Annotated in this window: 20 protein-coding genes; 13 read left to right on the top strand and 7 right to left on the bottom strand. The window is 44.6% G+C overall.

Annotated features, from left to right (window positions below; genetic code table 11):
• Positions 1-85 precede the first annotated feature (85 nt).
• Genes KCTCHS21_RS23530 through KCTCHS21_RS23520 form a run of 3 tightly spaced genes read left to right on the top strand, consistent with a single transcriptional unit; the run spans position 86 to position 2,649 of the window.
• Entirely contained in the window at positions 86-1,099 is a 1,014-nt protein-coding gene (locus KCTCHS21_RS23530) for an ABC transporter substrate-binding protein (protein WP_130613955.1), read from the top strand.
• A 7-nt stretch (positions 1,100-1,106) separates the two neighbouring features.
• The gene (locus KCTCHS21_RS23525; protein ID WP_130613953.1) at positions 1,107-1,865 is read left to right on the top strand and encodes an ABC transporter ATP-binding protein; all 759 of its coding nucleotides are present in this window, start codon (positions 1,107-1,109) and stop codon (positions 1,863-1,865) included.
• Positions 1,828-2,649, top strand: coding sequence for an ABC transporter permease (locus KCTCHS21_RS23520; protein ID WP_232057938.1), 822 nt, complete (start codon positions 1,828-1,830; stop codon positions 2,647-2,649). The genes KCTCHS21_RS23525 and KCTCHS21_RS23520 overlap by 38 nt, the downstream gene beginning before the upstream one ends.
• On the opposite strand, the gene KCTCHS21_RS23515 is transcribed toward KCTCHS21_RS23520, so the two are convergent.
• Positions 2,618-2,830, bottom strand: coding sequence for a hypothetical protein (locus tag KCTCHS21_RS23515; protein WP_232057937.1), 213 nt, complete (start codon positions 2,828-2,830; stop codon positions 2,618-2,620). The genes KCTCHS21_RS23520 and KCTCHS21_RS23515 overlap by 32 nt on opposite strands.
• A 147-nt stretch (positions 2,831-2,977) precedes the next feature.
• On the opposite strand from KCTCHS21_RS23515, the gene KCTCHS21_RS23510 reads away from it, so the two are divergent.
• The 10 genes from KCTCHS21_RS23510 (at position 2,978) to KCTCHS21_RS23465 (ending at position 16,383) form a co-directional block, all read left to right on the top strand.
• On the top strand, positions 2,978-4,372 hold the full coding sequence (locus KCTCHS21_RS23510) for an aldehyde dehydrogenase (protein ID WP_130613949.1): 1,395 nt from the start codon (positions 2,978-2,980) through the stop codon (positions 4,370-4,372).
• Positions 4,373-4,402: 30 nt separating this feature from the next.
• Positions 4,403-5,596 carry an amino acid deaminase/aldolase gene (locus tag KCTCHS21_RS23505; protein ID WP_130613947.1) on the top strand — a complete coding sequence of 398 codons (1,194 nt, stop codon included), beginning with the start codon at positions 4,403-4,405 and terminating at the stop codon, positions 5,594-5,596.
• Positions 5,593-6,900, top strand: a complete 1,308-nt coding sequence (locus KCTCHS21_RS23500) for a D-arabinono-1,4-lactone oxidase (RefSeq protein ID WP_179952635.1) — start codon at positions 5,593-5,595, stop codon at positions 6,898-6,900. The genes KCTCHS21_RS23505 and KCTCHS21_RS23500 overlap by 4 nt, the downstream gene beginning before the upstream one ends.
• 39 nt (positions 6,901-6,939) lie before the next feature.
• Positions 6,940-7,425: a DUF1904 family protein gene (locus KCTCHS21_RS23495; RefSeq protein ID WP_130613945.1), complete on the top strand. Its 486-nt coding sequence runs from the start codon at positions 6,940-6,942 to the stop codon at positions 7,423-7,425.
• Between the two features lie 30 nt (positions 7,426-7,455).
• Complete coding sequence (locus KCTCHS21_RS23490; RefSeq protein ID WP_130613943.1) at positions 7,456-8,394, top strand: metallophosphoesterase family protein; 939 nt, start codon at positions 7,456-7,458, stop codon at positions 8,392-8,394.
• A 172-nt stretch (positions 8,395-8,566) separates the two neighbouring features.
• Positions 8,567-10,636: an Ig-like domain-containing domain gene (locus KCTCHS21_RS23485; RefSeq protein WP_130613940.1), complete on the top strand. Its 2,070-nt coding sequence runs from the start codon at positions 8,567-8,569 to the stop codon at positions 10,634-10,636.
• 179 nt (positions 10,637-10,815) lie between these two features.
• Entirely contained in the window at positions 10,816-12,456 is a 1,641-nt protein-coding gene (locus tag KCTCHS21_RS23480) for a GGDEF domain-containing response regulator (RefSeq protein ID WP_130613938.1), read from the top strand.
• 33 nt (positions 12,457-12,489) lie between these two features.
• Positions 12,490-12,867: a response regulator transcription factor gene (locus tag KCTCHS21_RS23475; RefSeq protein WP_130613936.1), complete on the top strand. Its 378-nt coding sequence runs from the start codon at positions 12,490-12,492 to the stop codon at positions 12,865-12,867.
• Positions 12,848-16,123, top strand: coding sequence for an ATP-binding protein (locus tag KCTCHS21_RS23470; RefSeq protein WP_130613934.1), 3,276 nt, complete (start codon positions 12,848-12,850; stop codon positions 16,121-16,123). The genes KCTCHS21_RS23475 and KCTCHS21_RS23470 overlap by 20 nt, the downstream gene beginning before the upstream one ends.
• Complete coding sequence (locus tag KCTCHS21_RS23465) at positions 16,120-16,383, top strand: DUF1294 domain-containing protein (RefSeq protein WP_130613932.1); 264 nt, start codon at positions 16,120-16,122, stop codon at positions 16,381-16,383. Before KCTCHS21_RS23470 ends, KCTCHS21_RS23465 begins: the two co-directional genes overlap by 4 nt.
• A gap of 323 nt (positions 16,384-16,706) precedes the next feature.
• Here the strand turns inward: KCTCHS21_RS23465 and KCTCHS21_RS23460 are convergent, their stop codons facing one another.
• The 6 genes from KCTCHS21_RS23460 to KCTCHS21_RS23435 all read right to left on the bottom strand — a co-directional run bounded on the left by KCTCHS21_RS23460 (position 16,707) and on the right by KCTCHS21_RS23435 (position 23,632).
• A complete protein-coding gene (locus KCTCHS21_RS23460) occupies positions 16,707-17,567 on the bottom strand; it encodes a hypothetical protein (protein ID WP_130613930.1) in 861 nt (286 codons plus the stop codon).
• Between the two features lie 120 nt (positions 17,568-17,687).
• Positions 17,688-18,089, bottom strand: coding sequence for a bactofilin family protein (locus tag KCTCHS21_RS23455; RefSeq protein ID WP_130613928.1), 402 nt, complete (start codon positions 18,087-18,089; stop codon positions 17,688-17,690).
• Between the two features lie 2 nt (positions 18,090-18,091).
• Positions 18,092-19,099 carry a M23 family metallopeptidase gene (locus KCTCHS21_RS23450; RefSeq protein ID WP_130613926.1) on the bottom strand — a complete coding sequence of 336 codons (1,008 nt, stop codon included), beginning with the start codon at positions 19,097-19,099 and terminating at the stop codon, positions 18,092-18,094.
• 1,748 nt (positions 19,100-20,847) lie between these two features.
• Positions 20,848-22,041: an N-acetylglucosamine-6-phosphate deacetylase gene (nagA, locus tag KCTCHS21_RS23445; protein ID WP_130613924.1), complete on the bottom strand. Its 1,194-nt coding sequence runs from the start codon at positions 22,039-22,041 to the stop codon at positions 20,848-20,850.
• Positions 22,038-22,766 (bottom strand): glucosamine-6-phosphate deaminase, encoded by a 729-nt coding sequence (gene nagB, locus KCTCHS21_RS23440; protein WP_130613922.1) that lies wholly within the window; start codon positions 22,764-22,766, stop codon positions 22,038-22,040. Before nagB ends, nagA begins: the two co-directional genes overlap by 4 nt.
• Entirely contained in the window at positions 22,766-23,632 is an 867-nt protein-coding gene (locus KCTCHS21_RS23435; RefSeq protein ID WP_130613919.1) for a MurR/RpiR family transcriptional regulator, read from the bottom strand. The genes nagB and KCTCHS21_RS23435 overlap by 1 nt, the downstream gene beginning before the upstream one ends.
• Positions 23,633-23,758 lie beyond the last annotated feature (126 nt).

The raw sequence follows: 23,758 nt of genomic DNA, 5'->3' as shown, positions 1-23,758 counted from the left end.
TTTGGCATTTAAAAGCACCATACCGGCTCCTGTCGAGTCGTTCACATACAAGTAATAACGTCTGAAAGAGAGGGAGAGAACTAACATGAATGTGAGAAAAATATCCCTAGTGCTCCTCGCGACCATGCTTGTGATTGTTGTAGCTGCCTGCGGTAAGAATAGCAACAAAGAATCAGTACCTTTAACAAAGGTCAAATTTTCAGAGGTCATCCGCTCCATCTTCTATGCCCCCCATTATATTGCGATGTCGAAGGGCTTTTTCAAGGAACAAGGGCTTGATGTAGATATGAATACCGCGCAAGGCTCAGATAAAGGGGCTGCTGCTTTAATCGCTGGGACGGCGGATATCTCCTTGGTCGGACCGGAAACGAGTATTTACATTTACAATCAAAAAGGGGATAAGACGCTTAAGGTTTTCCACCAGCTTACTTCTAAGGATGGGTCGTTCCTGCTCTCCCGCGAGAAGCTAGATAACTTCAAATGGAGTGACCTACAAGGTAAAACGATCATTGGTTGGAGGCCTGGCAGCGCTCCTCAAATGGTTTTGAATTCAACGTTGCTTAAGGAGCAAGCCAAAGACGTCAAGGTTGTCACGAACATCGCAGCCCCAGCTATGGCAGGCGCCTTTGCTAGCGGTCAGGGCGATTTCATCCAGCTGTTTGAGCCAGTCGCTTCCACGTTAGTTAAGGAAGGCAAAGCTTATTTCGCAGCCTCATTAGGAGAAGCGTTCGGACCTTTCCCGGAAACATCCTACGTCGCCACTTCTGATTTCATTAGGAAAAATCCGCAAACCATTCAGAAATTCACGACCGCTGTAGCAGAAGGAGCTAGATGGCTCAGCACTGCGTCTAAGGATGAAATTACGCAAGCTCTCAAGCCCTTTTTTGAGGGGACACCGGAAGATATTATCATTCAATCTGTAGAACGCTACAAAAGCCAGGGGACTTGGTCGACTGATCCACAGCTGACTAAGGAGCAATTCGATATTTTGCAAAATGTACTTGTCGAGAATGGTGTGCTTAAGGCAGATGAGAAGATAGCAAGCATGGATGATGTTGTGGACATGAGCTTCGTGAAAAATATCGGAAAATCGGATTGATGAGCTTATGGGGCAAATTGAATTAACAGGTGTCGGGTTGAGCTATTTCACGCTTAAGCAAGAAACAGAGGCGTTACGCGATATTAACCTTTCAATTGATCGAGGAGAGTTTATTAGCATTGTAGGGCCAAGCGGCTGCGGAAAAAGCACGCTGCTTTCCCTCGTTTCTGGGATGCTTAAACCTACAGTCGGGACGGTTAAAATAGATGGCAACGAAGTGACGAGCACCTCTCCTAAGGTTGGTTACATGCTGCAGCATGACCATTTGTTCGAATGGCGGGATGTTCTTAGTAATCTAATGGTCGGAGCGGAAATTCGTAGAATGGATCGGGGTAAAGCAAAACACAAGGCATTGGAGCTTCTTCAACGTTACGGATTAGGCGAATTTGCCCATCATAATCCCGCGCAGCTATCAGGCGGAATGCGGCAACGAGTTGCTCTGATTCGGACTCTCGTGGCAGAACCCGATATATTACTGCTGGATGAACCTTTCTCAGCTTTGGATTATCAGACCCGTCTAACTCTGTCAGAGGAAGTGCTCCAAATTATTAAGGACCAAGGAAAAACAGCCGTTCTCGTAACACATGATCTCTCAGAAGCGATAAGTATGGCCGATCGAGTGATGGTCATGTCCAAGCGACCAAGCACGATAAGTACCGTATATTCGATTCAATTCGATGAGGGTGATGATCTGTCTCCGTGGAAGAAGCGGGAGGCAGGCCGTTACAATGAATACTTTAACGCAATCTGGAAGGAGCTGGAGTAGCATGACTTCCCCTCTATATGAAAGCTACCTCAAAGCCCAGAAGCGCAAGCTATGGCTGATCGGTTTGTCACGTTTGTCTGTGCTCATCGTGTTCCTTGCATTGTGGGAGCTGGCAGCGAGATGGAAGTGGATCGATCCGATGCTGACGAGTAAGCCGTCAATGCTTCTAACCTCCTTTCGCGAGCTTGTTGTAGAGGGAAGCCTGCTCAGACATACTTGGATTTCCGGATGGGAAACTCTGGTCGGAATCGTCATCTCCATGCTGCTAGGTACGACTATTGCAGTTCTCTTCTGGTGGTCAACCTTTGCATCGAAGGTGCTTGAGCCTTATATTGTTGTGCTTAATGCTTTGCCTAAGGTCGCTCTCGGTCCTATTTTCTATATTTGGCTCGGTGATCGCTACTCCATCTATGGCATGGCAGTTGCAATCTCCGTTATCGTAACGATTATTATGATTGAGAGTGGGTTCAAGGAAATAAGCCAAACAAAGCTGAAGCTCATGGAATCCTTCGGAGCTACAAAATTTCAGATGCTTCGGATGGTGCTGCTGCCTGCAAGTATCCCTCATTTTATAGCTGCGTTAAAGGTAAATGTAGGACTGACTCTCGTGGGGGTTGTAATGGGGGAGTTTTTATCCTCCAAGGCAGGTCTTGGTTACTTGATTATTTATGGCGGGCAAGTATTTCAGATGAATCTAGTTATGGTTAGCATTAGCATGCTTGCTCTTCTATCCGTTATTCTGTATGGATTCGTTAATTTATTAGAGCGTTACGCCAGAAAATAAAAAAATCAGCGCCATCGCGGCTGCCTTTATGGCGGCATAGCGTACGGCGCTGCTCGGCTTTCTTGTTCTGGACGACTTGAGTGTGGGGCTTGCGATGCCATTGAATTCGGCTCATTTCGGGATTGTTAAGGCCCGCTCGTTCTGTTTTGTGTCTATGCTGCTTTGATTTGGACATTCCCATTGAATGAACACCTCCGTATTTCATTTGATCATACCTTATAAGATCCTATTTTAGCAATGACACAATTTTCAGAAAACTCTTTACACAAAGGGGCGTAAACTAGGATAATTCAACTATAGCGCTGAAGGACAATGAAGGAGTAGAAATATGAGCGACATTCCATTACAGCATTCAGAGCAGCTGACTATCCTTGTTAAGCGTCAGCAGGATTATTACCGAAGCGGTGCAACGAGAACTGTTGCATTTCGCAGAGAACAATTAAGTCATCTAAGGGATGCCATACATAAATTCGAATTAAAGCTACTAGCAGCACTCAAGCAGGATTTGAACAAGTCTGAGCTAGAAGCATATTCAACGGAAATAGGTATTGTGCTTAGGGAAATTCGTATCGCCATCCGCTTCGTTCGGAGGTGGTCAAAGCCACGGCGTGTGTGTACGCCGTTATCTCATTTAGGTGCAAGCAGCACAATTATTCCTGAGCCCCTAGGGACCACATTAATTATTGGGCCTTGGAATTACCCTGTGAATTTGATGCTGGCGCCGGTCATTGCTGCTATTGCAGCAGGAAATACAATCATTATGAAGCCTTCAGAGATTGCACCTGCAACCTCCAGTGTGCTGGAATCGCTTATAAGAGAGACGTTCCTACCGGAATACATAACGGTCGTTGAGGGTGGAGCAAGCTTGAATACTCAGCTTCTTGAGCAGCCATTCGACCATATTTTTTTTACAGGAAGCTCCTCCGTTGGCAAAATTGTGATGGAAGCTGCTGCTAAGAAGCTCATTCCAGTCACCCTTGAATTAGGCGGGAAAAGCCCATGCATCGTACACAAGGATGCGAATATTAAGCTGGCGGCCAAGCGTATTGTATTCGGGAAATATACAAATGTAGGTCAGACCTGCGTCGCACCCGACTATTTGCTCGTTCATAAGGATGTGAAGCAGGAGCTAATAAGTGAGATGGTTAAGGTCATTGAGACATTCTATGGAAGTAGTCCAATTGATAATCCCACTTACGGACGAATCGTGAATGAACGTCATTTCAGCAGATTATCTGAATATTTAACAGAAGGTCGAATTCTCTTCGGTGGACAAACAGATGAAGCCGCATACAAAATAGCCCCGACACTAATTGAGGGAGTCGCCTTAGATTCAAAAATCATGCAAGGAGAAATTTTCGGTCCTATTCTCCCCTTATTGGATTATGAAAATAGTGAAGAAATATTTTATACGATCCAAGCAAATCCGAAGCCTCTAGCGCTTTATCTGTTCGCACAGTGTCCTGAATTCCAGAAAATAATTACTGAGGGTATTGCATTCGGCGGAGGCTGCATTAATGATACAATCATTCATTTGGGTAATCCTTATTTACCCTTTGGGGGCGTTGGATCAAGCGGGATAGGCAGCTATCACGGAGAGCATGGATTTAGAGCTTTCACTCATTACAAAGGACTGCTGAGACAGACGACTTTAATTGACATGCCCTTTCGCTATCCGAATTCTAAGTGGGGAATGTCCTTAATTCGCAAGCTGCTACGATAAATCCGACGTTGAAAGGGTGGTATCATCCTGATTCCAGACTATGAAACGTATAAGCATGTATTTGCCGGAATTCCGATGCCTTTTGCTTACTTGGACTTAGATTTGCTTGATAAAAATATTCGTGATATTGCCCGAGCAGCAGGAAATAAGAAGGTTCGTGTGGCAAGCAAATCCATTCGCTCTGTTGAAGTGCTTCGCCATATTCTTCGCTCTGATGATACTTTTGAAGGCGTCATGTGCTTTACGGCATCGGAGGCAGCATTTTTAGCAAAGTTAGGGTTTGAGGATTTATTGCTCGGTTACCCAACGTGGGAGCCTACGGGAATTCAGGTATTAATTGATCTTATAGGCGAAGGTCATAGCATTACATTCATGGTGGATTGCTTGGAGCACATTGTTCATTTGGAAGCGCTAGCACAAGAACGCGGTATTCGAATTCCGTTATGTCTCGATATTGATATGTCTACAAGCTATCCAGGCTTACGTTTCGGCGTGTGGCGTTCTCCGTTGAGCGATTGGGAGAAAGCACGTCCTGTTGTAGAAAAAATAATGTCATCAGCTTGGGTGTATTTGGATGGTGTTATGGGTTATGAGGCGCAAATTGCTGGGTTAGGAGATCAAGCTCCGGGAGCCTCATTTAAGAATAGTATTGTAAGGCTCTTGAAAAGTAGATCGATTCGGGAAGTGGCTACCAGAAGGCAGGAAGTCATTCATGGAATAAGAGAGCTCGGCGCTAACGTTCGATTCGTTAATGCAGGCGGTACCGGAAGCCTATCCAGCTCTCGGGAAGAGAAGGTCGTTACAGAGCTTACGGCAGGATCAGGATTCTATAGTCCCGCCTTATTCGATCACTATCGTTCCTTTCAATACCAGCCTGCGGCAGGATTTGCAGTGGAGGTTGTGCGACAGCCAAGAGAAAATATATATACCTGCATGGGTGGTGGGTACACTGCATCAGGTGCTGCGGATAAGAACAAGCTGCCCAAGCCATATTTGCCCCAAGGATTAGAGCTGATGCCTCTAGAGGGCGCAGGAGAGGTTCAGACACCGCTCTTAAATCGGAACCCATCTCAGACTGCGCTTAAGCTCGGTGATCCTGTTTTCTTCCGGCATGCGAAGGCGGGAGAGCTATGCGAAAGATTCGACCAGCTTCATGCAGTTTCTAATGGAGCTATTGTTGGAGAGTTCTCAACCTACAGGGGCATGGGGGAAAGCTTTTTATGATCAAAAGCGGTCAGAGATGGAGAAACTGGTCGGGTATCGTGCAAGCGACACCGCAACAGGTAATATATCCTGGCAGCACGGAAGAGATTGTCGATGCTGTTCGTCTGTGCCGCAGAGAGTCTAGGACACTTAGGGTAGTTGGTTCTGGTCATTCTTTCACAGCAGTGGCCGCTTCGGACGACGTACTTCTGTCTCTTGATCGGATGCAAGGGATTGTAAGTGTCGATGCTGAGAGCTGTACGGCTATAGTATGGGCGGGAACGAAGCTGAAAGCTTTAGGTGAGCTACTGCATGCTGAAGGACTCGCCCAAGAAAATTTAGGTGACATTGACGTTCAATCCATCGCTGGCGCGATTAGTACAGGTACACATGGAACCGGCTTGCAGTTCGGTAATATAGCGACACAAGTAGTCGGAATGACTATTGTTACCGGGACAGCTGAGGTACTAACCTGTACGGAGCAGTCTCATCCCGAGCTATTTAAATCGCTTCAGATTTCGTTAGGAGCGCTAGCCGTTATCGTTCAGGTTACTCTTCGCCTGCGACCAGCTTATAAGCTAAGCTATGAAAGCACAAGAGATTCCCTCTCGGCATGCCTTCAGCGGCTAGATTCCTTGTCCGCTATGCATCGTCATTTTGAGCTTTACTGGTTTCCCTACGCAGAGCCCTGCCAGCTTAAGTTCATGAATGAAACGGATCAACCAGTCACATCTCGGAAAATCAGCAGCTACATAAGTGATGTAATTCTAGAGAATGCGGCATTCGGCGCTCTGTCCGGCATATGCAGGAGGGCTCCGAAGCTTAGTGCTACCGTTAGTCGAATCTGTGCGGCGACTGTTCCAACAAATGGCAAAGTCGAGTACAGCCATCGGCTTTTTGCCACTCAGCGACTTGTACGCTTTAATGAAATGGAGTACAATCTTCCGGTTGAGGCTATGGAGCCTGTTATTAGGGAAATGCGAGAGAAAATGGCGCTGAACAAATATAACGTCCATTTTCCTATCGAATGCCGTTTCGCCAAAGGCGATCATATATGGCTCAGTCCGGCGTATGAGAGGGATTCCGCTTATATTGCCGTCCATATGTACAAAGGCATGCCTCATGAGATTTTTTTCGCAGATATGGAACAAATTTTTCTAAGCTACGGCGGCCGGCCGCACTGGGGAAAGCTACATACGCTTAATGCTGAGCAGCTAAGCAGATCTTATCCGATGTGGGATAGCTTTCAACAATTTAGGGCTAAGCTAGATCCAGATGGCATATTTCTTAATGATTATTTAAGAAGAGTATTTGCTGTTTCATAAGTAAAAAATGGTTTAATTCCATAGAGGAGTGTCTAAATTATGCCCCACCTGCTTATTCGAGGGGTTGCCCCAGAGCAAATTCGCACGATCAGTCAGTCACTTGTGGCTGAGCTAGCAAGCTTGTGCCAATGCCCGAGCGATTATATTATGCTGGAATGCTTAAATACGACTGCATGCTTTGACGGAGAATTTGTTCCCTCATATCCATTCATTGAAGTGAATTGGTTCGACCGAGGAACGTTAGTTCAAGACCAAGCAGCCGAATGTATTGACCGTCATATAAGGTCACTCGGCATTCCAGAAGCTGAGGTTGCCTTCAGAATCTATGAATCGTCCAACTATTATTCGAATGGTCGGAAGCTGTCTGAGCCATTACCTAATGAGGATGAAAGTGGAGCAATCCAGGCTGTTCTATCTGAAAATGAGCGACTAAAGGATGAGCTTCAGAAAGCTAGAAAAGCATTGCTGAACAATCAAACAAGCTCACAGATGTCCAGCAAGCTCTACGATGCGTTAAGAGAATAATTATCGAATAGTAGGCGGCGAGGATAGGCTATGAACAATAATTTGCGCTTCCGTTCAGATGGGACATTTACGATTGTACAATTTACCGACTTACATTGGAAAAATGGCGACTCCGAAGATAAGCGTACCAAAGCGCTTATGGAGCGAGTTCTGGCTGAGGAACAGCCGGATCTAATCGTACTAACGGGAGATGTAATCGAGAGCCTAAGCTGTAAGGATCCTATTCGTTCCTACAGGGAAGCACTGTCCGTTGTAGAGCAGAGTGGTATTCCGTGGGCCGCAGTATTCGGGAACCACGACTGTGAGGGGAAAACAACCAGAGAGCAGCTCATTAATGTACAGCTGGAGCATGTAGGCACAATTACCGAAGCAGGTCCATTGGAAGTAGATGGAGTAGGTAATTTTGTTGCTAAGGTCGCAGATTCGAACGGCGAAACGGGAGCTGCGCTTTATTTTCTCGATAGCGGCGGGTATTCAGACATCCCCTCTGTCCCAGGGTATGATTGGATTCGCCAGAGTCAAATAGAATGGTTTCAAAAGCAAGCCCTGACGCTCCAGACGAGCAACGGGGGTGTGCCGGTACCCGCTTTGGTTTTTTTCCATATTCCTCTTCCAGAATATCGAGAGATTTGGAACTACAACGTTTGTTATGGACATAGACACGAGAAGGTAAACTGTCCGAAGGTTAACTCTGGCTTTTTCGCTGCGATGGTGGAAGCTGGTGGAGTGATGGGCACCTTCTGCGGTCATGATCATACTAACGATTACACAGGTATGCTGCGTGGCATTCAATTAAGCTATGGAAGAGCTACAGGCTACAATACTTATGGAAAATGGCTGTATCAGCGTGGGGCACGAGTCATTAAGCTCAGGCTCGGGCAACCGTATACAAGCTGGATTCGCCTTGCTAACGGACATAAGGTGACACACTTCCACAAGCATCATCCTAATTGGTTATCCAGAGGGTAACTAATTGATTGTTAATTTTAAGCCAATCCACTTGTCTACAAAGACGTTGGGTTGGCTTTTATTAAAAATTTTTTAATTATCGAAACAAAACGTATCCACCCTACGTCAAACTTAATGGATCGCCACGCAACTGAGCTGACTAAGTTTAGGGCGGACATAAGGAGGTAGCTAGATGAGAAAAACAATTATTAGCATGTTATCCCTGTTACTGCTTATCAGTTTGCCATTTACTGCAGCAGGAGCATCGAATTTAACAACTGAGCAGAAGTTCAATGTGCTTAAAGAGAAAAATATTTTTACAGGCTTGGCAGATGGCAGCTCTCGATTAAATGAATCTATGTCTAGGGAACAGCTTGCTGTGGTCTTATATCGCTTGTTGGAGCTTCCAGCAGGAGGAACAACGCGGAGCTATGACGATGTTCTGAAAACTCGTTGGTCCTTCAAGGAAATTGAATCCGTTAAACGTGCTGAGCTCATGGGCGGAACGGGCGGAAAAATATTTTCTCCCGCACTGAATATGACGGTGGAGCAGCTCGCTGCAGTTTTCGTAAGAAGCTATGGTTTAACTGGGGGAGGTCAAACTCCAGTTACTGGAAAAGTGTCTAAGTGGGCAAGAGGAGCTGTCAGTCTAGCATTGGATCGCAAGCTCATTCCCCAACTGAGCGATTACACTGTAGATGCGACGCGTGGATTACTAGTGGATGCCGCATATGCCGTGTATGAGGAATCTCATCTGGAGCCTTATCGTATCCGGTCAGTCGATGTTCTCTCGAACCAATCATTGAGAGTAAATCTACTTCAGCGTGCCGACAAAACAGATAAGATCCGATTCTCACTAAAAGATACGAATGGCAACAACAGAAATATTCAGCAGGCTGTCCTAAGCCAAGACGGAATGTCCATCCAGCTGTGGACGGATCGTCAGATTGCAGGTGTTGTTCATACGTTATCCGTTGACGGGAACACTTGGAATTATATTTCTCAGCAGGATGATACAACAAAGCCCCAAATTGTGTCCCAGCCAGTCAGATTGCCTAACAAGATTATTGAGCTCACGTTCTCGGAGCCAGTAGAATCAAGCTCGGCTACTAATTCATCTAACTATATATTCAATAATGGGTTGAAATTAAATACGATTCAGCTCTCTTCGGACGGCAAGAAGGTAACCTTCACTACGTCGGAGCAGGTGAACGATAGAAAATATCAGCTTACCGTTCGTAATGTGAAGGATCTCGCAGGTAACGTTATGGACACACGCAGTGATTTATATTTTACTGGTAGCAACGATACTGACAAACCTAAGATAGCTGAAGTAAAAATCAATCCTAATACGGCAGTTATCAGCGTTAAGTTCAATAAAAAAATAGACGCACAGCAAGCCATACAAACAAATCGCTACACGATTGATAAGGGTCTTATCGTTCTTCAAGCTAAGCTAGAGAATGATGGACAAACGGTAACCTTACTAACATCCCAGCAGTTGGATGCTACGGTATACACGCTAACGATTGCCTATATTTCTGATTTGTCTGGTAATGTAATGGATCCCTCAACGCATCTATTTGGTGGGGTTGCAAACCCGGATAAGCAAGTCAAGCTGCAGTCTATAGTAGCGAAGGATCAGAATACGCTTGAAGTTGTTTTTGATCGAGCTATCACAGGTAATGATCTTAAAAATCTGAAGCTAACGGTGTTAAAGGATAACGGGGCTAACATCAATACGAATGACTGGACACCTTACGTTCAACAGAAAGAAGGAAGCGATAGGACTTTTATTTTCCAATATCGTGCTAGGAACAACAATCAGGAGTTATTCCTGCCAGGTCATGTATATGTTGCTGGAGTTACGGGAGTAGCCGCTTTGGTGACAATTAATGATGCGGATAAGCTGCAATTTGCTGGAACAGAAAATCGCAACCCTAATCCAATTGTGACAAAAGTTATTGTTCTTGGTAGTAAATCTGTTAAGGTAGTATTTAGCGAGCCCGTAACTGGCGTTAACAAAGCAGCCTTCCGCATTCGCGAGAAGGACGCAGGCTCAATAAATATAGATTCCGATGAGCTTAATGATTCCAATAAAGTAGTAACTGAGGTTGTGCTGAGACTTAAGGATGAGCTGCAAGCTAATAAAGTTTATGCAATGACATTCCAGCCTAACTACATTACCGATGTGCCTAAATGGAATGGACTCCAAACAACGGATGGTTCAGGGCAATATACCGTTTATTTTAACGGAAATTAATTTAACTTAATCGTCGTTCAAATGCCCTTTGAACCGTTAAATGACGGGTCAAGGGGTATTTTTTCGGATTTGATGCAATAATGGCTCCAATAACGGGAAAACACTTGTTTCTTCTAGATTTTCATGTAAGATATTAGATGGTCAGTGGTTCCAAATACCCATAAACATAGGTGAGTAAAATGTCAGTTCATAAATATAAGGAACTACTTGAGAAGAGAATTAAGGAAACCTTAACGGGTTGGTCAAGCATGGATTTGGTAGAGGAAAAGGACATCTACCGATTTCTGCACAATCTGAAGGGAACGGCTGGAACGATAGGATTGGTTGATATTGAGAAGGATGCGGAGAGGAAATTGAATCTCTATTCCGACGATGGCAACCGACAATTTGTGTTCTCGGATTGGCATGAGCAATTAAACTCTCTATTAGGCTTTGTTTCTGATGGAGCCGAATGTGGTGGACCAGTAGAGAGCACTGCCTTATTCAATAATTCTGACGATGTAGATTCACATATAACAGAGAGTAAAATACTCATTATAGATGATGATGTCGAGCTAGCTGCTTATTTGAAAGGTATATTAGAGGAAAAATCATATTCCGTGAATATTGCTTTGACAGCTGAGCGAGGGCTGAAGCTTTATTACGAATGGAAGCCTGATATGCTGATCCTCGACCTGTTTCTCCCGGATACGAATGGGCTACAGGTTCTTAAGCAAATTGTTGAAAAATTCAATCAGGCAAACATTCCTATTATAGTAATCAGCATTGAGGATAGTATTGCGAACAAAATTCATGCCTATCGATTAGGTGCTATGGACTTTTTCGCCAAGCCTATCGATCCGGAGCTGCTCGAGGCTTTAATAGAAAATCGATTTAGAATGAAGCGGCATTGGGACCATTCTGTTGTTGTGGACGAGCTAACGGGAGCGTATAATCGTAAGCATTTCAATAAGACTATGACGCAGCTACTGTCCCACTATCAACGTTCTAGTAACATTTTCTCAGTGGCTCTATTGGATTTGGACTGCTTTAAGAAGGTTAACGATACTTATGGTCACCTTATGGGTGACGAAGTTCTGCAAAGCTTTGTGCAAGTCGTCAATGAGACGAAACGGGATGAGGATGTGTTATGCCGTTATGGAGGAGAGGAGTTTGCGCTACTGCTTCCCAATACGGATAAAATCCAAGCAACAGAGCTTCTGCATCGCATACGCGAGAATTTTGCATTGCGTGTTTTTTTCTCGGACAGCCTGTCCTTTCATGTGACCTTCTCGGCTGGAGTAACGGATGTGTCGGAGGATAATGCACAATCCGATATGCTAGTGAACGAAGCTGACCAAGCTTTGTATTTAGGCAAACAATCTGGTAGAAACCAGACGGTTGTTTATTCTCCTCATATGGTAGTCAGAAGTAAGGAACAGAAGCTAAATATTCTTATTGTGGATGATGATCCTCTCATTAGAGATGTCGTTGTTACACAATTATCGCAATGGCAGATGAACAGAGGCATACCTGTTAACGTGAGGGAGTACGCAGATGGAATTTCTTTTTTGGATTCAGATTGGTACTCCGACAAAGAAAAATATATCATTTTGCTAGATGGCTCCATGCCAACTATTGACGGGGTAGAGGTTCTGAATAGAATTCGAGCCAATTATCCCGAGCACAATATTATCGTTGCTATGCTTACAGCAAGAAATAATCAAGCAGATATTGTTCAAGCTCTTCAGAACGGTGCGGACGATTATATCGTTAAACCTTTCCATATGCAGGAATTGATTTCTAGAATCGAACGCTTAGCACAGAGAATTACTCATTAACCGTCATCAAGAAAGATTAAGCAGGAGGCTTTTATGAAGAAAATATTAATTGTGGATGATGAAGAAATACTTCGTATGCTAATTTCAGATACATTGGAGGATTTAGATGTTCATATCGATTTAGCTAACGATGGAAAGGTAGCCTTGGATAAGCTTCAGCAAGCGGATTACGATCTCATTATTCTAGATTATATGATGCCTGAGCTTACGGGTATGGAAGTGCTTGAGAGACTGCCTCAAGAAAAGAAAGAGAGAGTTCCTATTCTTATGCTTACAGCTAAAGCTCAGGATGCGGATCGAATGAAGGCGCTAGAAGCAGGGGCTAGCTATTTTATTCCGAAGCCGTTTAGTCCGCTAGAGCTTCTGCAAGTTGTAGAAGGGATCCTATATAGTGGAGGCGAGGAAAATTAAACCTACCCGCATTAGAACGAAATATATGCGTACGCTGCTTGGCGTTATTTCCTTGGTTCTTTTGGTGGGAATTGCCTTCTATTTCTATGCGAGTGATGAGCAGCGTGTTCTGGATGAGCAGCGGGAAGAGATGGCATTAAAGACGCGTACAATAGAGAGCCTATCGGATACTCTATATAGCTTTTTATTCAGGGCCAGAGGGTATTATGCTTTTCAAAGCACCAAAGAGCTTAAGCAATTGGAGATTGAATTAAAGCTGTTCGATGAGCAACTTAAAAATTTCTCTACATTAAATCTTACTAGCGACGAGAAAAAAGCAAGTGAAGATTTAAGAACCTTCTATGACGACTATACGACTAACCTTCTGCCTAAAGCCATTGGGCTTGTAAAGTCGAAAGATTTCGATGGCCTGCGTGCGTTATTGGAGAGCGATTCTAATCAAATTGTTTTTGATTTCCTTGATTTCACTCAGAAGCTCAAGAAGAAGTCAGATAAAAACTTCGATGAGCTTATTAGCAAAACGATAAAGCAGGCTAATGAATTTACAATCGTTTCGATTTTATTTGGATTAACAATTTTATTAGTTTTGGGGCTATTATTCTGGAACCTACTAAGGAGTCTTATTACACCTATCGTTACGCTGGAAGCGGCAACTAAATCTTTGGCGGCAGGACGGGAATTGCCGTTAATGCAATCCAACCGGCGTGATGAGCTCGGTAGATTACACGACTCCTTTATCGCTATGACTCGCAGTATTCAGGATAATGAAGAAGAGCTTATGGTTCAGAACGAGGAGCTTCAAGCGCAGCAGGAGGAGCTTCAAGCTCAGCAAACCCAGCTACAGCACTCTCTCAATGAGATAGAAAGTATTATGAAGGCATTGGATCAATCTTCCGCTGTTGCTATTCTGAATGAATACGGCGTATTTACCTATACGAATGAACGGCTTACGGATCTCACTCAATTTCAAGCTTCAGAGCTTATCGGGAAACCATACAAGGTAATATCCATTCGTGATTCTTCCTTGCAGGCTCTAGCCAAAATGCAAGGTAGAGTGAGAGAGGGAGGGGTATGGAACGCTGAGCTAGAGGTCGAGAGAAGGGATCAATCGGCTATTTGGCTTAATCTTACGGTTGTTCCTTACCTTAACGAGCATGGGAACATCTATAAGTATATTATGATTGCAAACGATATAAGCATGAATAAATCGATACAGCAAGAGCTTGTCGAATCGTTGCAGCAAATAGAAGAAACGATGAGTATTTTAGAAAACCATAATTTATTAAATCATGAAATTACGTATACTCTAAACAAAAAGGATTTTGTGGAGAAGTTTATTCATTTTATTAATGAGTTCTATTCCTTCGATTCTAGCTTCTTTATGATTATTAGAGATAGTATTCATGTATCGAGAGGACTTCCTCAAGAGGTTGTTGATCGTTATGTTACTCCTTCATCTCATGCAATGCTAGACAGACTTGCTGAGGAAAATACATATATCGTCCAAAGAGCGGCGAGCAACTCGGAGCTTGGCATATCAATAGAAGCTGTAGATTGCTTTGATTTGTATACTGCCGTTAAGGATGCCAATAACAAGGTAGTGGGCGTATTCTGTGCTACGAGAATTGGTAGACGTTTCTTGGAGGAAGAATTAGAAGAGATTAAAGGGATTATGATCAGAGTTAGCTTAGCGGTCGAAAGAATGGAAATGGTTGAAGATATCGAAATGGCCCGCAAGCTGAATCAGGATATTGTTAACAATGTAAATGAAGGCATCCAATTCGTTAATTCAGATGGCATAATGACACATAGTAATAAAGCGCTGCTTAATATTATTTTGTGTGAGCGGTGGACAGAGGGGCAGGCCATTCCGGTCGGGCAATGGATGCGAGATATCGTGGATCAATGCAATACTCCTTCAGAGCTGGAGAGCTTCTTCAATCAAGCTATTTCAGAGGAGATGCAAGAATCAAGCAGTATCCAATATTCAATTGGTGAGGGATCAAAGAAATATATTGATGTGTATGCTACTCCTGTTGTTCGCCGTGAGGTTAGAATAGGAACCTTGTTCGTGCATCGTGATATTACTAAAGAGCATGAGCTAGATATCATGAAATCGGAATTGGTTAGTACGGTAAGCCACGAGCTGAGAACGCCATTATCGAGCGTGCTAGGGTTTACGGAATTGCTGCTTTCAAAACCGTTGAAGCCTGAGCGGCAGAGAAAATATTTGGAGACGATTCATAAAGAGGCTCTAAGATTAACGAATCTTATTAACGATTTCCTTGATCTTCAGAGAATGGAATCAGGCAAACAGCAATACGATGTTGAGACGTATGCTTTGAATCGGATTGCTATGGAAGTCATTGATCAGTATAAAGTAGGAAATAAGCACAACGTATTGCTTATTGATGAGGCCAAGTTTGCAGATGTAGAAGTGGATAAGGCTAGAATTGTACAAGTATTTACGAATCTTATTAGCAACGCCATTAAGTTTTCGCCTGATGAAGGTGACGTTAAGGTAAGAATGTATAATGTGCCAGGTCATATCGTCGTTAAGATTGAAGATAAAGGACTCGGTATCCCTAAAAGCCAGATAGATATTCTTTTCCAGAAATTCAGACGAGTCGACAACAGTACCTCTAGGAAAGTCGGGGGGACGGGATTAGGCCTTGCAATTTGTAAGGAAATTATTGAGAAGCACCATGGGAAAATTGGGATAGAATCCGTTGAAGGTGAAGGAACAACAACCTGGTTTGAATTGCCACTATGGTCCTATGAGCATCCTCGCGAGGAAGATATGATTGTCCTTCCAGAAGGTAATGACAAAGATAAGATCCAGAACGTCATGATTGTTGAGGACGACTCCAGCCTGTCCTTGCTGCTGTCTGAGGAATTAAAGGCCAAGGGCTTTAGGGTCACGCATCATTATAACGCGCAGAAAGCCTTCCAAGAGGCTCTAACGACACCATTCGTTGGGATCGTAGTCGATATTATGCTGGGAGATGAGCTGGATGGATGGGATTTAATCCGGATGCTGAAAAATGACTCCAGGACGGCAAAAATTCCTATTGTCATATCATCTGCATTGGACAAGTCGGATGAAAATCTTAAAACCTATTCGATTCAGAAATATTTAACGAAGCCATATCCACCACGTGAGCTTTCAACAGCCTTTACAGAAATCATTGGGTCAAACGAGCAGAATGGGGATATTTTATTCCCGGATATTATTGAAGTTGAGGAATCAGAATGATAACGACTGTTAGTATTATTTGGGCTCTTATTAATTTCATTACGTTTTTCGTATTTGCACATGATAAGTCGCAAGCAAAGAGACGCGGAAGAAGGGTGCCAGAGAGAACATTGTTTCTCTTGGCAGCCGTCGGAGGCTCGGTTGGAGCCATTGTGGCCATGAGAGTGTTGCGTCACAAAACAAAGCACCTCACATTCGTCATCGGAATGCCTGCAATACTAGTCATTCAGGTGGCGCTAGTTTCCTGGTATTTGATCTAAGGTAAGCGGATAGTGGGGGCAAGGCTCGGGGGAGCTCCCCCGAACGCCCACCCGCCAGCCTTCAAAAAGTAACATTTGTCAGCCTCGCCAGCCCGCAAAAAGCAACATTAGAGTACTCAAAGTTCACTAACTGTCCCGCCAACCCGCCAAAAGTAACATTAGAGAACCCACGGTTCACTAACAGTCCAACCAGCCTTCAAAAAGTAATATTAGTGAACCTACGGTTCACTGTCGCCCTCGCCAGCCGACAAAAGGTATCAGCTCATACTAAAAACGGCTTCGACTTCCCTTGGGAAGTCGAAGCCGTTTTTAGTGTAAGTCTGTTAAGGCGTTGTTTGAATGAGCTTTTCCAAAAGCAGGCCGGTGTTATCCCACTTTTCTTCCTTCGCACGAATAGCTATTATTGTATGCTGGCCATTCAATTCAATATTTTTGAATATGGGATTTCCAGTAATGTCGATTCCGTATGGCTGCTCCTCAGTATCATCCTCGGATTTGGCTTTGCGAATTTTATCAGCCGGAATATTCAGGGGATGCGAGGCTTCAAATTCCTTCAAATTCACAAACGCTCCCTGAGCGGAAAGGTTTTTGAAACTTAACTCGTCTGTAATATAGAGCTCGGAGCGTTCAGTCATAAGCATAAGAACGCTTTTTTGCTGCATAGCCATGTCTTGCTGACTCTTAATTTCAGTAGGCACGAAAACTAACTTCGTGTCTATCCTTTGCCAATCAGGAATAAGCTCTAGCATGTTTTTCTCTAAAATCTCCGCATCTGCGAAATAAAAGTCGCCGAACACGCTTACAGAAAGACTTGACGGAGGCAGATTGGCTGCTGCTCTTCTGTTATCAATGCCTTCTTTGATCATATAGCCTGCAACCAGAACAATAATAATTCCTACTATTACATGAAGTCTATAATAGTGGAAGAAATGAGCTAGTTTAGTCGGCTTCTCAACGGTACTGATCTTCCCGGACTCCATTCCGAGTACGAGATTGTATGCGCGATTAATTTCCGAATGATCAAGCTTACGATTTTCTTCGTCGTTAGCTTCCTCAGTTCGGGATTGTGCAGCACGAGCCTGTTTCATTAATATAAAATAGCGATTTTCCACCTGTTCTCGAGTAGCATCTTCCGGTAGCCCGAGTATTTCGTATGCCTTCTTTAAATCTTCTATTTCACTCACTCCTGTCAACCTTCCGTTCTGTCTGCCTACTATGCATCATACACGATGGAAGGAAGGGCTTGCAAACTTAGTAGGTCTTAAATGATGATTCCGCACTAACCAATTGAGCTTCAGCAATGCTCATTTTTGATTACGAGGTGTACCTTGCTCTTCAGAAACAGCTTGCAATCCCTGAGATGCCATGCTACTGGACCCTTGGAAAATGCCGCCGGATTCAATAGAAAGGTCATTGGCAGTTGAGTTGCCGTGAAGCTTCCCAGTTGCTTTAATGGTCAGCTTTTCTGAGGCTGTGACGTTTCCAATGACTTGTCCAGCAACGATGATATTGCGAGCTTTAATATTTGAGCGGGCAATGCCCCCCTCGCCAATCGTGATGTCGCCAGCACACTCAATATCACCAATCATTTCACCTTCTACACGTATGCCAGCTTCCGATTTTATTTTCCCTTCAAACGAGCTTCCTTCACCTATTAGCGTGTCAGTTGAGTTGGGATCAATTTTAGTTTTTTTGTTCTTAAACATCGTTAAGGGCTCCTTCTACTTGCTTTAAGATAGGGAAGAGGATCAACGTGCTCACCGTTAAGGATAACCTCGTAGTGGAGATGCGGCCCAGTACTACGCCCCGTTGAACCAATTTCGCCGATAATATCTCCCTTGCTCACCTTGGCGCCAACCGTAGTTATGATTTTACTCATATGGGAGTAATGCGTTTGGAGTCCGTTCGAGTGGGAGATGAGTACATTATTGCCGTGTGAGGGGCTTCGTCCTGCCTCAATTACCGTCCCGTTCGCTGCCGCATATATCGGTTCTCCAATATTCGCGCCAATATCTAAGCCTGCATGATAAGTCGCTCTTCTTTTAAAAGGATCCTTGCGTATTCCGAAGGTGGAAGTGATTTTGCGTGAGTCTGTCGGCCATATGGTTGGAGTTACGGCGATGAGCTTTTGCTGCTTGGCCACTTGGGATTTGGTGAACTCAAGCTCGGGCTTCATCGTCTCAAGCTCTTCTCCAAGATTTAGGAATTCATCGCGGGTTTGATCGAGTAAAAGTTTCATTTCCTCCTCAGTAACAGGACGGTCTTCGCCACCAGTGCCCCCATCCATTGAAAATTGCCCACTGTAAGAGTCTTCCTCTTGTGTATGAGCAGCTTTGGCACGGGAATCTCCTGCATCAATACCTACCATTTCCTTAAGCTGGGATTCTAAGCTCTTAAGGTCGTTCATATGGGTACTGATAGTTTTTGCTTGCTCAGAAAGGTCAATTAAGTTTGTTTGCAGCTCGTCGATATGCTTGCTCTTATTATCAATAATTCGTTCATAATCAACCGAGGCTGATGACAGCTGGTGTTTTAATTGACCGATTTGTCCGGAGCTTCCTCTGTAAATCAGGAACGCTGCAATACATCCTGCAATTAATGCAATAATTACGGCTATCCCCGATATAAGAATGAGTGCGGATAGTTGGAAACGTATAACTGAGCTGTTCGCATCCGGGATCACCATGAAGGTGAATTTTTTATGTCGCCATTTCATGACTTTCCTCCTGCGTATCTACATCCATTTCCCTATTTACTTCGACATAAATGCAAAAAATTCCTTTTTATAATCGAAAAAACAATAAAAACAATAGAGAAAAAGAAGTATTTTGTCGAAAAATGGAGTTGCTCGAATAGACCGTTCAACGCATCCCAAGCGGGAGCTCCGAGTGTAGTGGTGCTTGAAAGGATCGTACAACGCATTCCAAGCAGGTGTTCCGCGAGATAAGTTGCACGAAATAATCGTACAACGCCTCCCAAGGAGGTGTCCGGAGAGACCAGTTGCACGAAATAATCGTACAACGCCTCCCAAGGAGGTGTCCGGAGAGACCAGTTACTCGAAATAATCGTACAACGCCTCCCAAGGAGGTGTCCGGAGAGACCAGTTACTCGAAATAATCGTACAACGCATCCCAAACGAGTGCCCCGAGAGACTAGTTACACGAAATAATCGTACAACGCATCCCAAACAGGTGTGCCGAGAGACTAGTTACACGAAAAGATCGTACAACGCATCCCAAACAAGTGTGCCGAGAGACCAGTTGTACGAAAAAATCGTACGACGCCTGCCAAACGGGTGCCGGAGAGATCAGTTATTCGAAAAAATCGTACAACGCCTGCCAAACGGGTGTCCGGAGAGACCAGTTACTCGAAATAATCGTACAACGTCTCCCAAAAGGGGGCTCCGAGAGACTAGTTACACGAAATAATCGTACAACGCCTCCCAAGGAGGTGTCCGGAGAGACCAGTTACTCGAAATAATCGTACAACGCATCCCAAACGAGTGCCCCGAGAGACTAGTTACACGAAATAATCGTACAACGCATCCCAAACGAGTGCCCCGAGAGACTAGTTACACGAAATAATCGTACAACGCCTTCAAAACGGGTGTTTGGAGAGACCAGTTGCACGAAATAATCGTACAACGCCTCCCAAGGAGGTGTCCGGAGAGACCAGTTACTCGAAATAATCGTACAACGCATCCCAAACGAGTGCCCCGAGAGACTAGTTGCACGAAATAATCGTACAACGCCTGCCAAACGGGTGTGCTGAGAGACCAGTTACTCGAAATAATCGTAAAACGCCTGCCAAAAGGGTGTCCTGAGAGACTAGTTACACGAAATAATCGTACAACGCCTCCCAAACAGGTGTGCCGAGAGACCAGTTGCACGAAATAATCGTACAACGCCCACCAAACAAGCGCCCCGAGAGACCAATTGCTCGAAAAAACCTTACAACGCCTCCCAAACAGGTGTGCCGAGAGACCAGTTGTTCGAAATAATCGTACAACGCCTGCCAAATGGGTGTGCTGAGAGACCAGGTACACGAAATAATCGTACAACGCATCCCAATCCCAATACAGGTGTGCCGAGAGACCAGTTGTACGAAATAATCGTACAACGTCTCCCAAGGAGGTGTCCGGAGAGACCAGTTACTCGAAATAATCGTACAATGCCTACCAAACGAGTGCCCCGAGAGACTAGTTACACGAAATAATCGTACAACGCATCCCAAACAAGTGTCCGGAGAGACCAGTTACACGAAATAATCGTACAACGCCTCCCAAACAGGTGTGCCGACAGACAAGTTGCTCGAAAAAACCTTACAACGCCCACAAAATCCGTGCTCGTCGCACACATAAGCCCCAAATCAGACAAAATAGGCTGCCCTAGGAGGTCTCTTATCTCAGACCCTCACGGACAGCCTATCTTACGATCTACTTGTCACCATATCGAATAGGACAATTTAGTTTACCAGCTTGTTTCCACCAATCCATGTGGATTGCAGCTCCAGCGATTTGTCTAGCATTAGGAAATCTGCTGCTTTGCCGACTTCCAATGACCCTGTTGTGGCATCGATCCCAAGCTGCCGAGCTGGATTAGCGCTGGCCATCCGGCTAGCTTCCTCTAAAGTAACCCCAACCTCACGAACTAAATACTGGACAGCACTAATCATTGTGAGTGTACTGCCAGCAAGGCTGTTCGTTTCCTTAAGTCGTGCGACCCCGCAGGTCATGTGAACGGGGAGACCACCGAGCTCATATTCCCCATCGGGCATGCCTGCAGCTGACATCGCATCAGTTACAAGAATAACATTGTGCGCACCCTTGGCACGGGTTATTAGCTTAATTGCTGCGGGATGAACATGATGTCCATCTGCGATAACCTCAGCAGTAATCCGGTCATCAGTGAGTACTGCACCGACTGTTCCTGGTTGACGATGGTGAAGAGGTGTCATCGCATTAAAGGTATGTACCGCGTGACGTAAGCCATGATCAGCGGCAGCGATTATTTGCTCATAGGTTGCATCCGTGTGCCCACAGCTGGGAACGATACCGTTTTGCGCTAGCTTTTCAATATAATCAAGTGCCCCTTCAGATTCTGGAGCCAACGTCTGGATTTTAATAATGCCTGGAAAACGAGTAACCCATTCCTCTAGCCATTCTGGCTGTGGAGGAACGATGTAGCTCGGATTTTGTGCGCCCTTCCATTTTACGTTAACGAAAGGTCCTTCTAAGTGTACTCCAACGATCTGGGCATAAGGCATCGGCGCTGACATAAAAGCGCTAACCCGATCCACTACAGCAGTCAGGTCCTCACGTGTAGCAGTTAGCGTCGTTGCCAGCATGCTTGTCGTGCCGTTAGAGGCATGGAACTTAGATATTGCAGCTATGCCTTCTGCATTTGCGTCCATGAAATCATGTCCTGCTCCCCCATGAACATGCACATCGATAAATCCGGGGATAATCCAATTCCCTTTTGCGTCGATGGTTTCTATAGGAGATTGGGTTGAGGAGTTGCCCACAGAGTCAGAAGAGCTACCAATTTCAACAATCTTGCCTTTGCTAATCTTAATGAATGCATTCGTCAAGACACCAGAAGGTGTAATTAGACTCGCGTTAACAATTTGGAATTCTCCATTAGATTGGTCGATGCTCATGAGAGTTTCTCCGCTGCAGTAGAATCAAGCAAAACAATTAAGTTCGGGTGCGTTTGAAGGAGAGAAGCTGGACAATCCGTCGTAATAGGCCCTTGCAGAGCACGTTTCACGATTTCCGCTTTGTCTGCTCCCTTAACAACAAGCAGTATTTTTTTAGCTTTAAGAATAGTACCGACGCCCATTGTTAGCGCTTGTTTAGGAACATCATCTATCGTATCGAAAAAACGAGCATTTGCCTCGAGAGTTTCCTCCGCTAAATCAACGACGTGAGTCCCTTTAATTAGAGCATGTGCAGGCTCATTAAACCCGATATGCCCATTGTGCCCTATTCCGAGCAGCTGTAAGTCAATTTGTCCTGATAGCTCAATAGCCAGGTCATAACGCTCGCACTCTGCCGCAGTATCGGAGGCATTACCATCCGGAATGTGACATTGGGACTCAGGGAGGTCGATATGATTAAACAGATGGCTGTTCATATAAGAATGGTAGCTCTCCGGGTGATCAGTCGGTATATTAACGTACTCGTCTAAGTTAAAGGTAGTCACATTCTTAAAGCTAAACATGCCACGTTGAAAATCCTTAACGATTTCCTTGTAGATGCCTACAGGCGTACCACCAGTTGCTAGGCCTAATACCGCGCGCGGAGTAGTCTGAATTTGCCCGATAATAATATTTGCTGCCGCTTCATTTAGCTTGTCGTCACTGTCAAAAGTAAGGATATTCATTATGTTTTTCGCTCCTCTTTGCCTGTTTTATATTGTTTAACCGTTTGAAAGGATCGTTCAAGACGAGGGACATATTGTTCAAAATGCTCGCTGACCAGTCCAATGAACAAAATATCGACAACATGCAGCTGCGCCATTCTCGAAGCCATATCTCCCCGCCGCATTCCGACTTCGGCCGACGAAGTGAATAGTCGAATTGTAGACATATCCGCAAGCGTGTTAATGCCAAATCGAGTGATGGATAGAGTTGTGGCACCTTGCTCTGCTGCACAACGGAGGGCATGAATCGTCTCCGGCGTTTCTCCTGAATAAGAAATTCCGATGGCAACATCTTTGGAAGTAAGCGATGAAGCTGACGTCAGTTGAAGATGGGGGTCGGAAAATGCCGCCGCCGCTTTGCCTATTCGAATGAGCTTATGGAAGAAATCCTGGGCAACTATTCCCGAGGTAGCGGAACCGTAAAGGTCTACCCTTGCGGCATTGTGCAGGGCATCTATAGCCAATCGCAACTGATTTAGATCCAGCACTTGGGTCGTATCTGTCAGTGACCGCAAATGATTGGTCGTAATTGCCGCGACAATGTCCTGAAGAGGATTGCCTGCGACAATGTCCTGATACTGATTGGATGTAGACGTTTGCTGGACGAGCTCGGTAGCTAGCTTTTGCTTGAAATCCGGAAAATTGTGCGCATGAAATGTTTTGCAGAAGCGAGAAATCGTTGCGGTGCTGCTGCCTGATTGTGCTGCCAGCTCGGTAATGGTCATTTGGGCCGCTTGCTGAGGATGTGCGAGCAGAAACTCGGCCAAAGTGCGTTCCTTAAGATACAGACTGTCCATTTTTTCCTGGATTGCATTCAGAATGCTCATGGCTAACATCCTTTAGGGTGGAAAATTAGTTTCCTTTTAATTTCACTTACCAAGAAAATTATTTTCGTAATATGTTTTATTGTACTGTAACCATTTTCATCTTGCAATGGATATTATCCTTAAAGA

The sequence above is a fragment of the Cohnella abietis genome, assembly GCF_004295585.1.
GTDB classification, from domain to species: domain Bacteria; phylum Bacillota; class Bacilli; order Paenibacillales; family Paenibacillaceae; genus Cohnella; species Cohnella abietis.
This window is presented reverse-complemented; position numbering and strand designations above follow the sequence as displayed.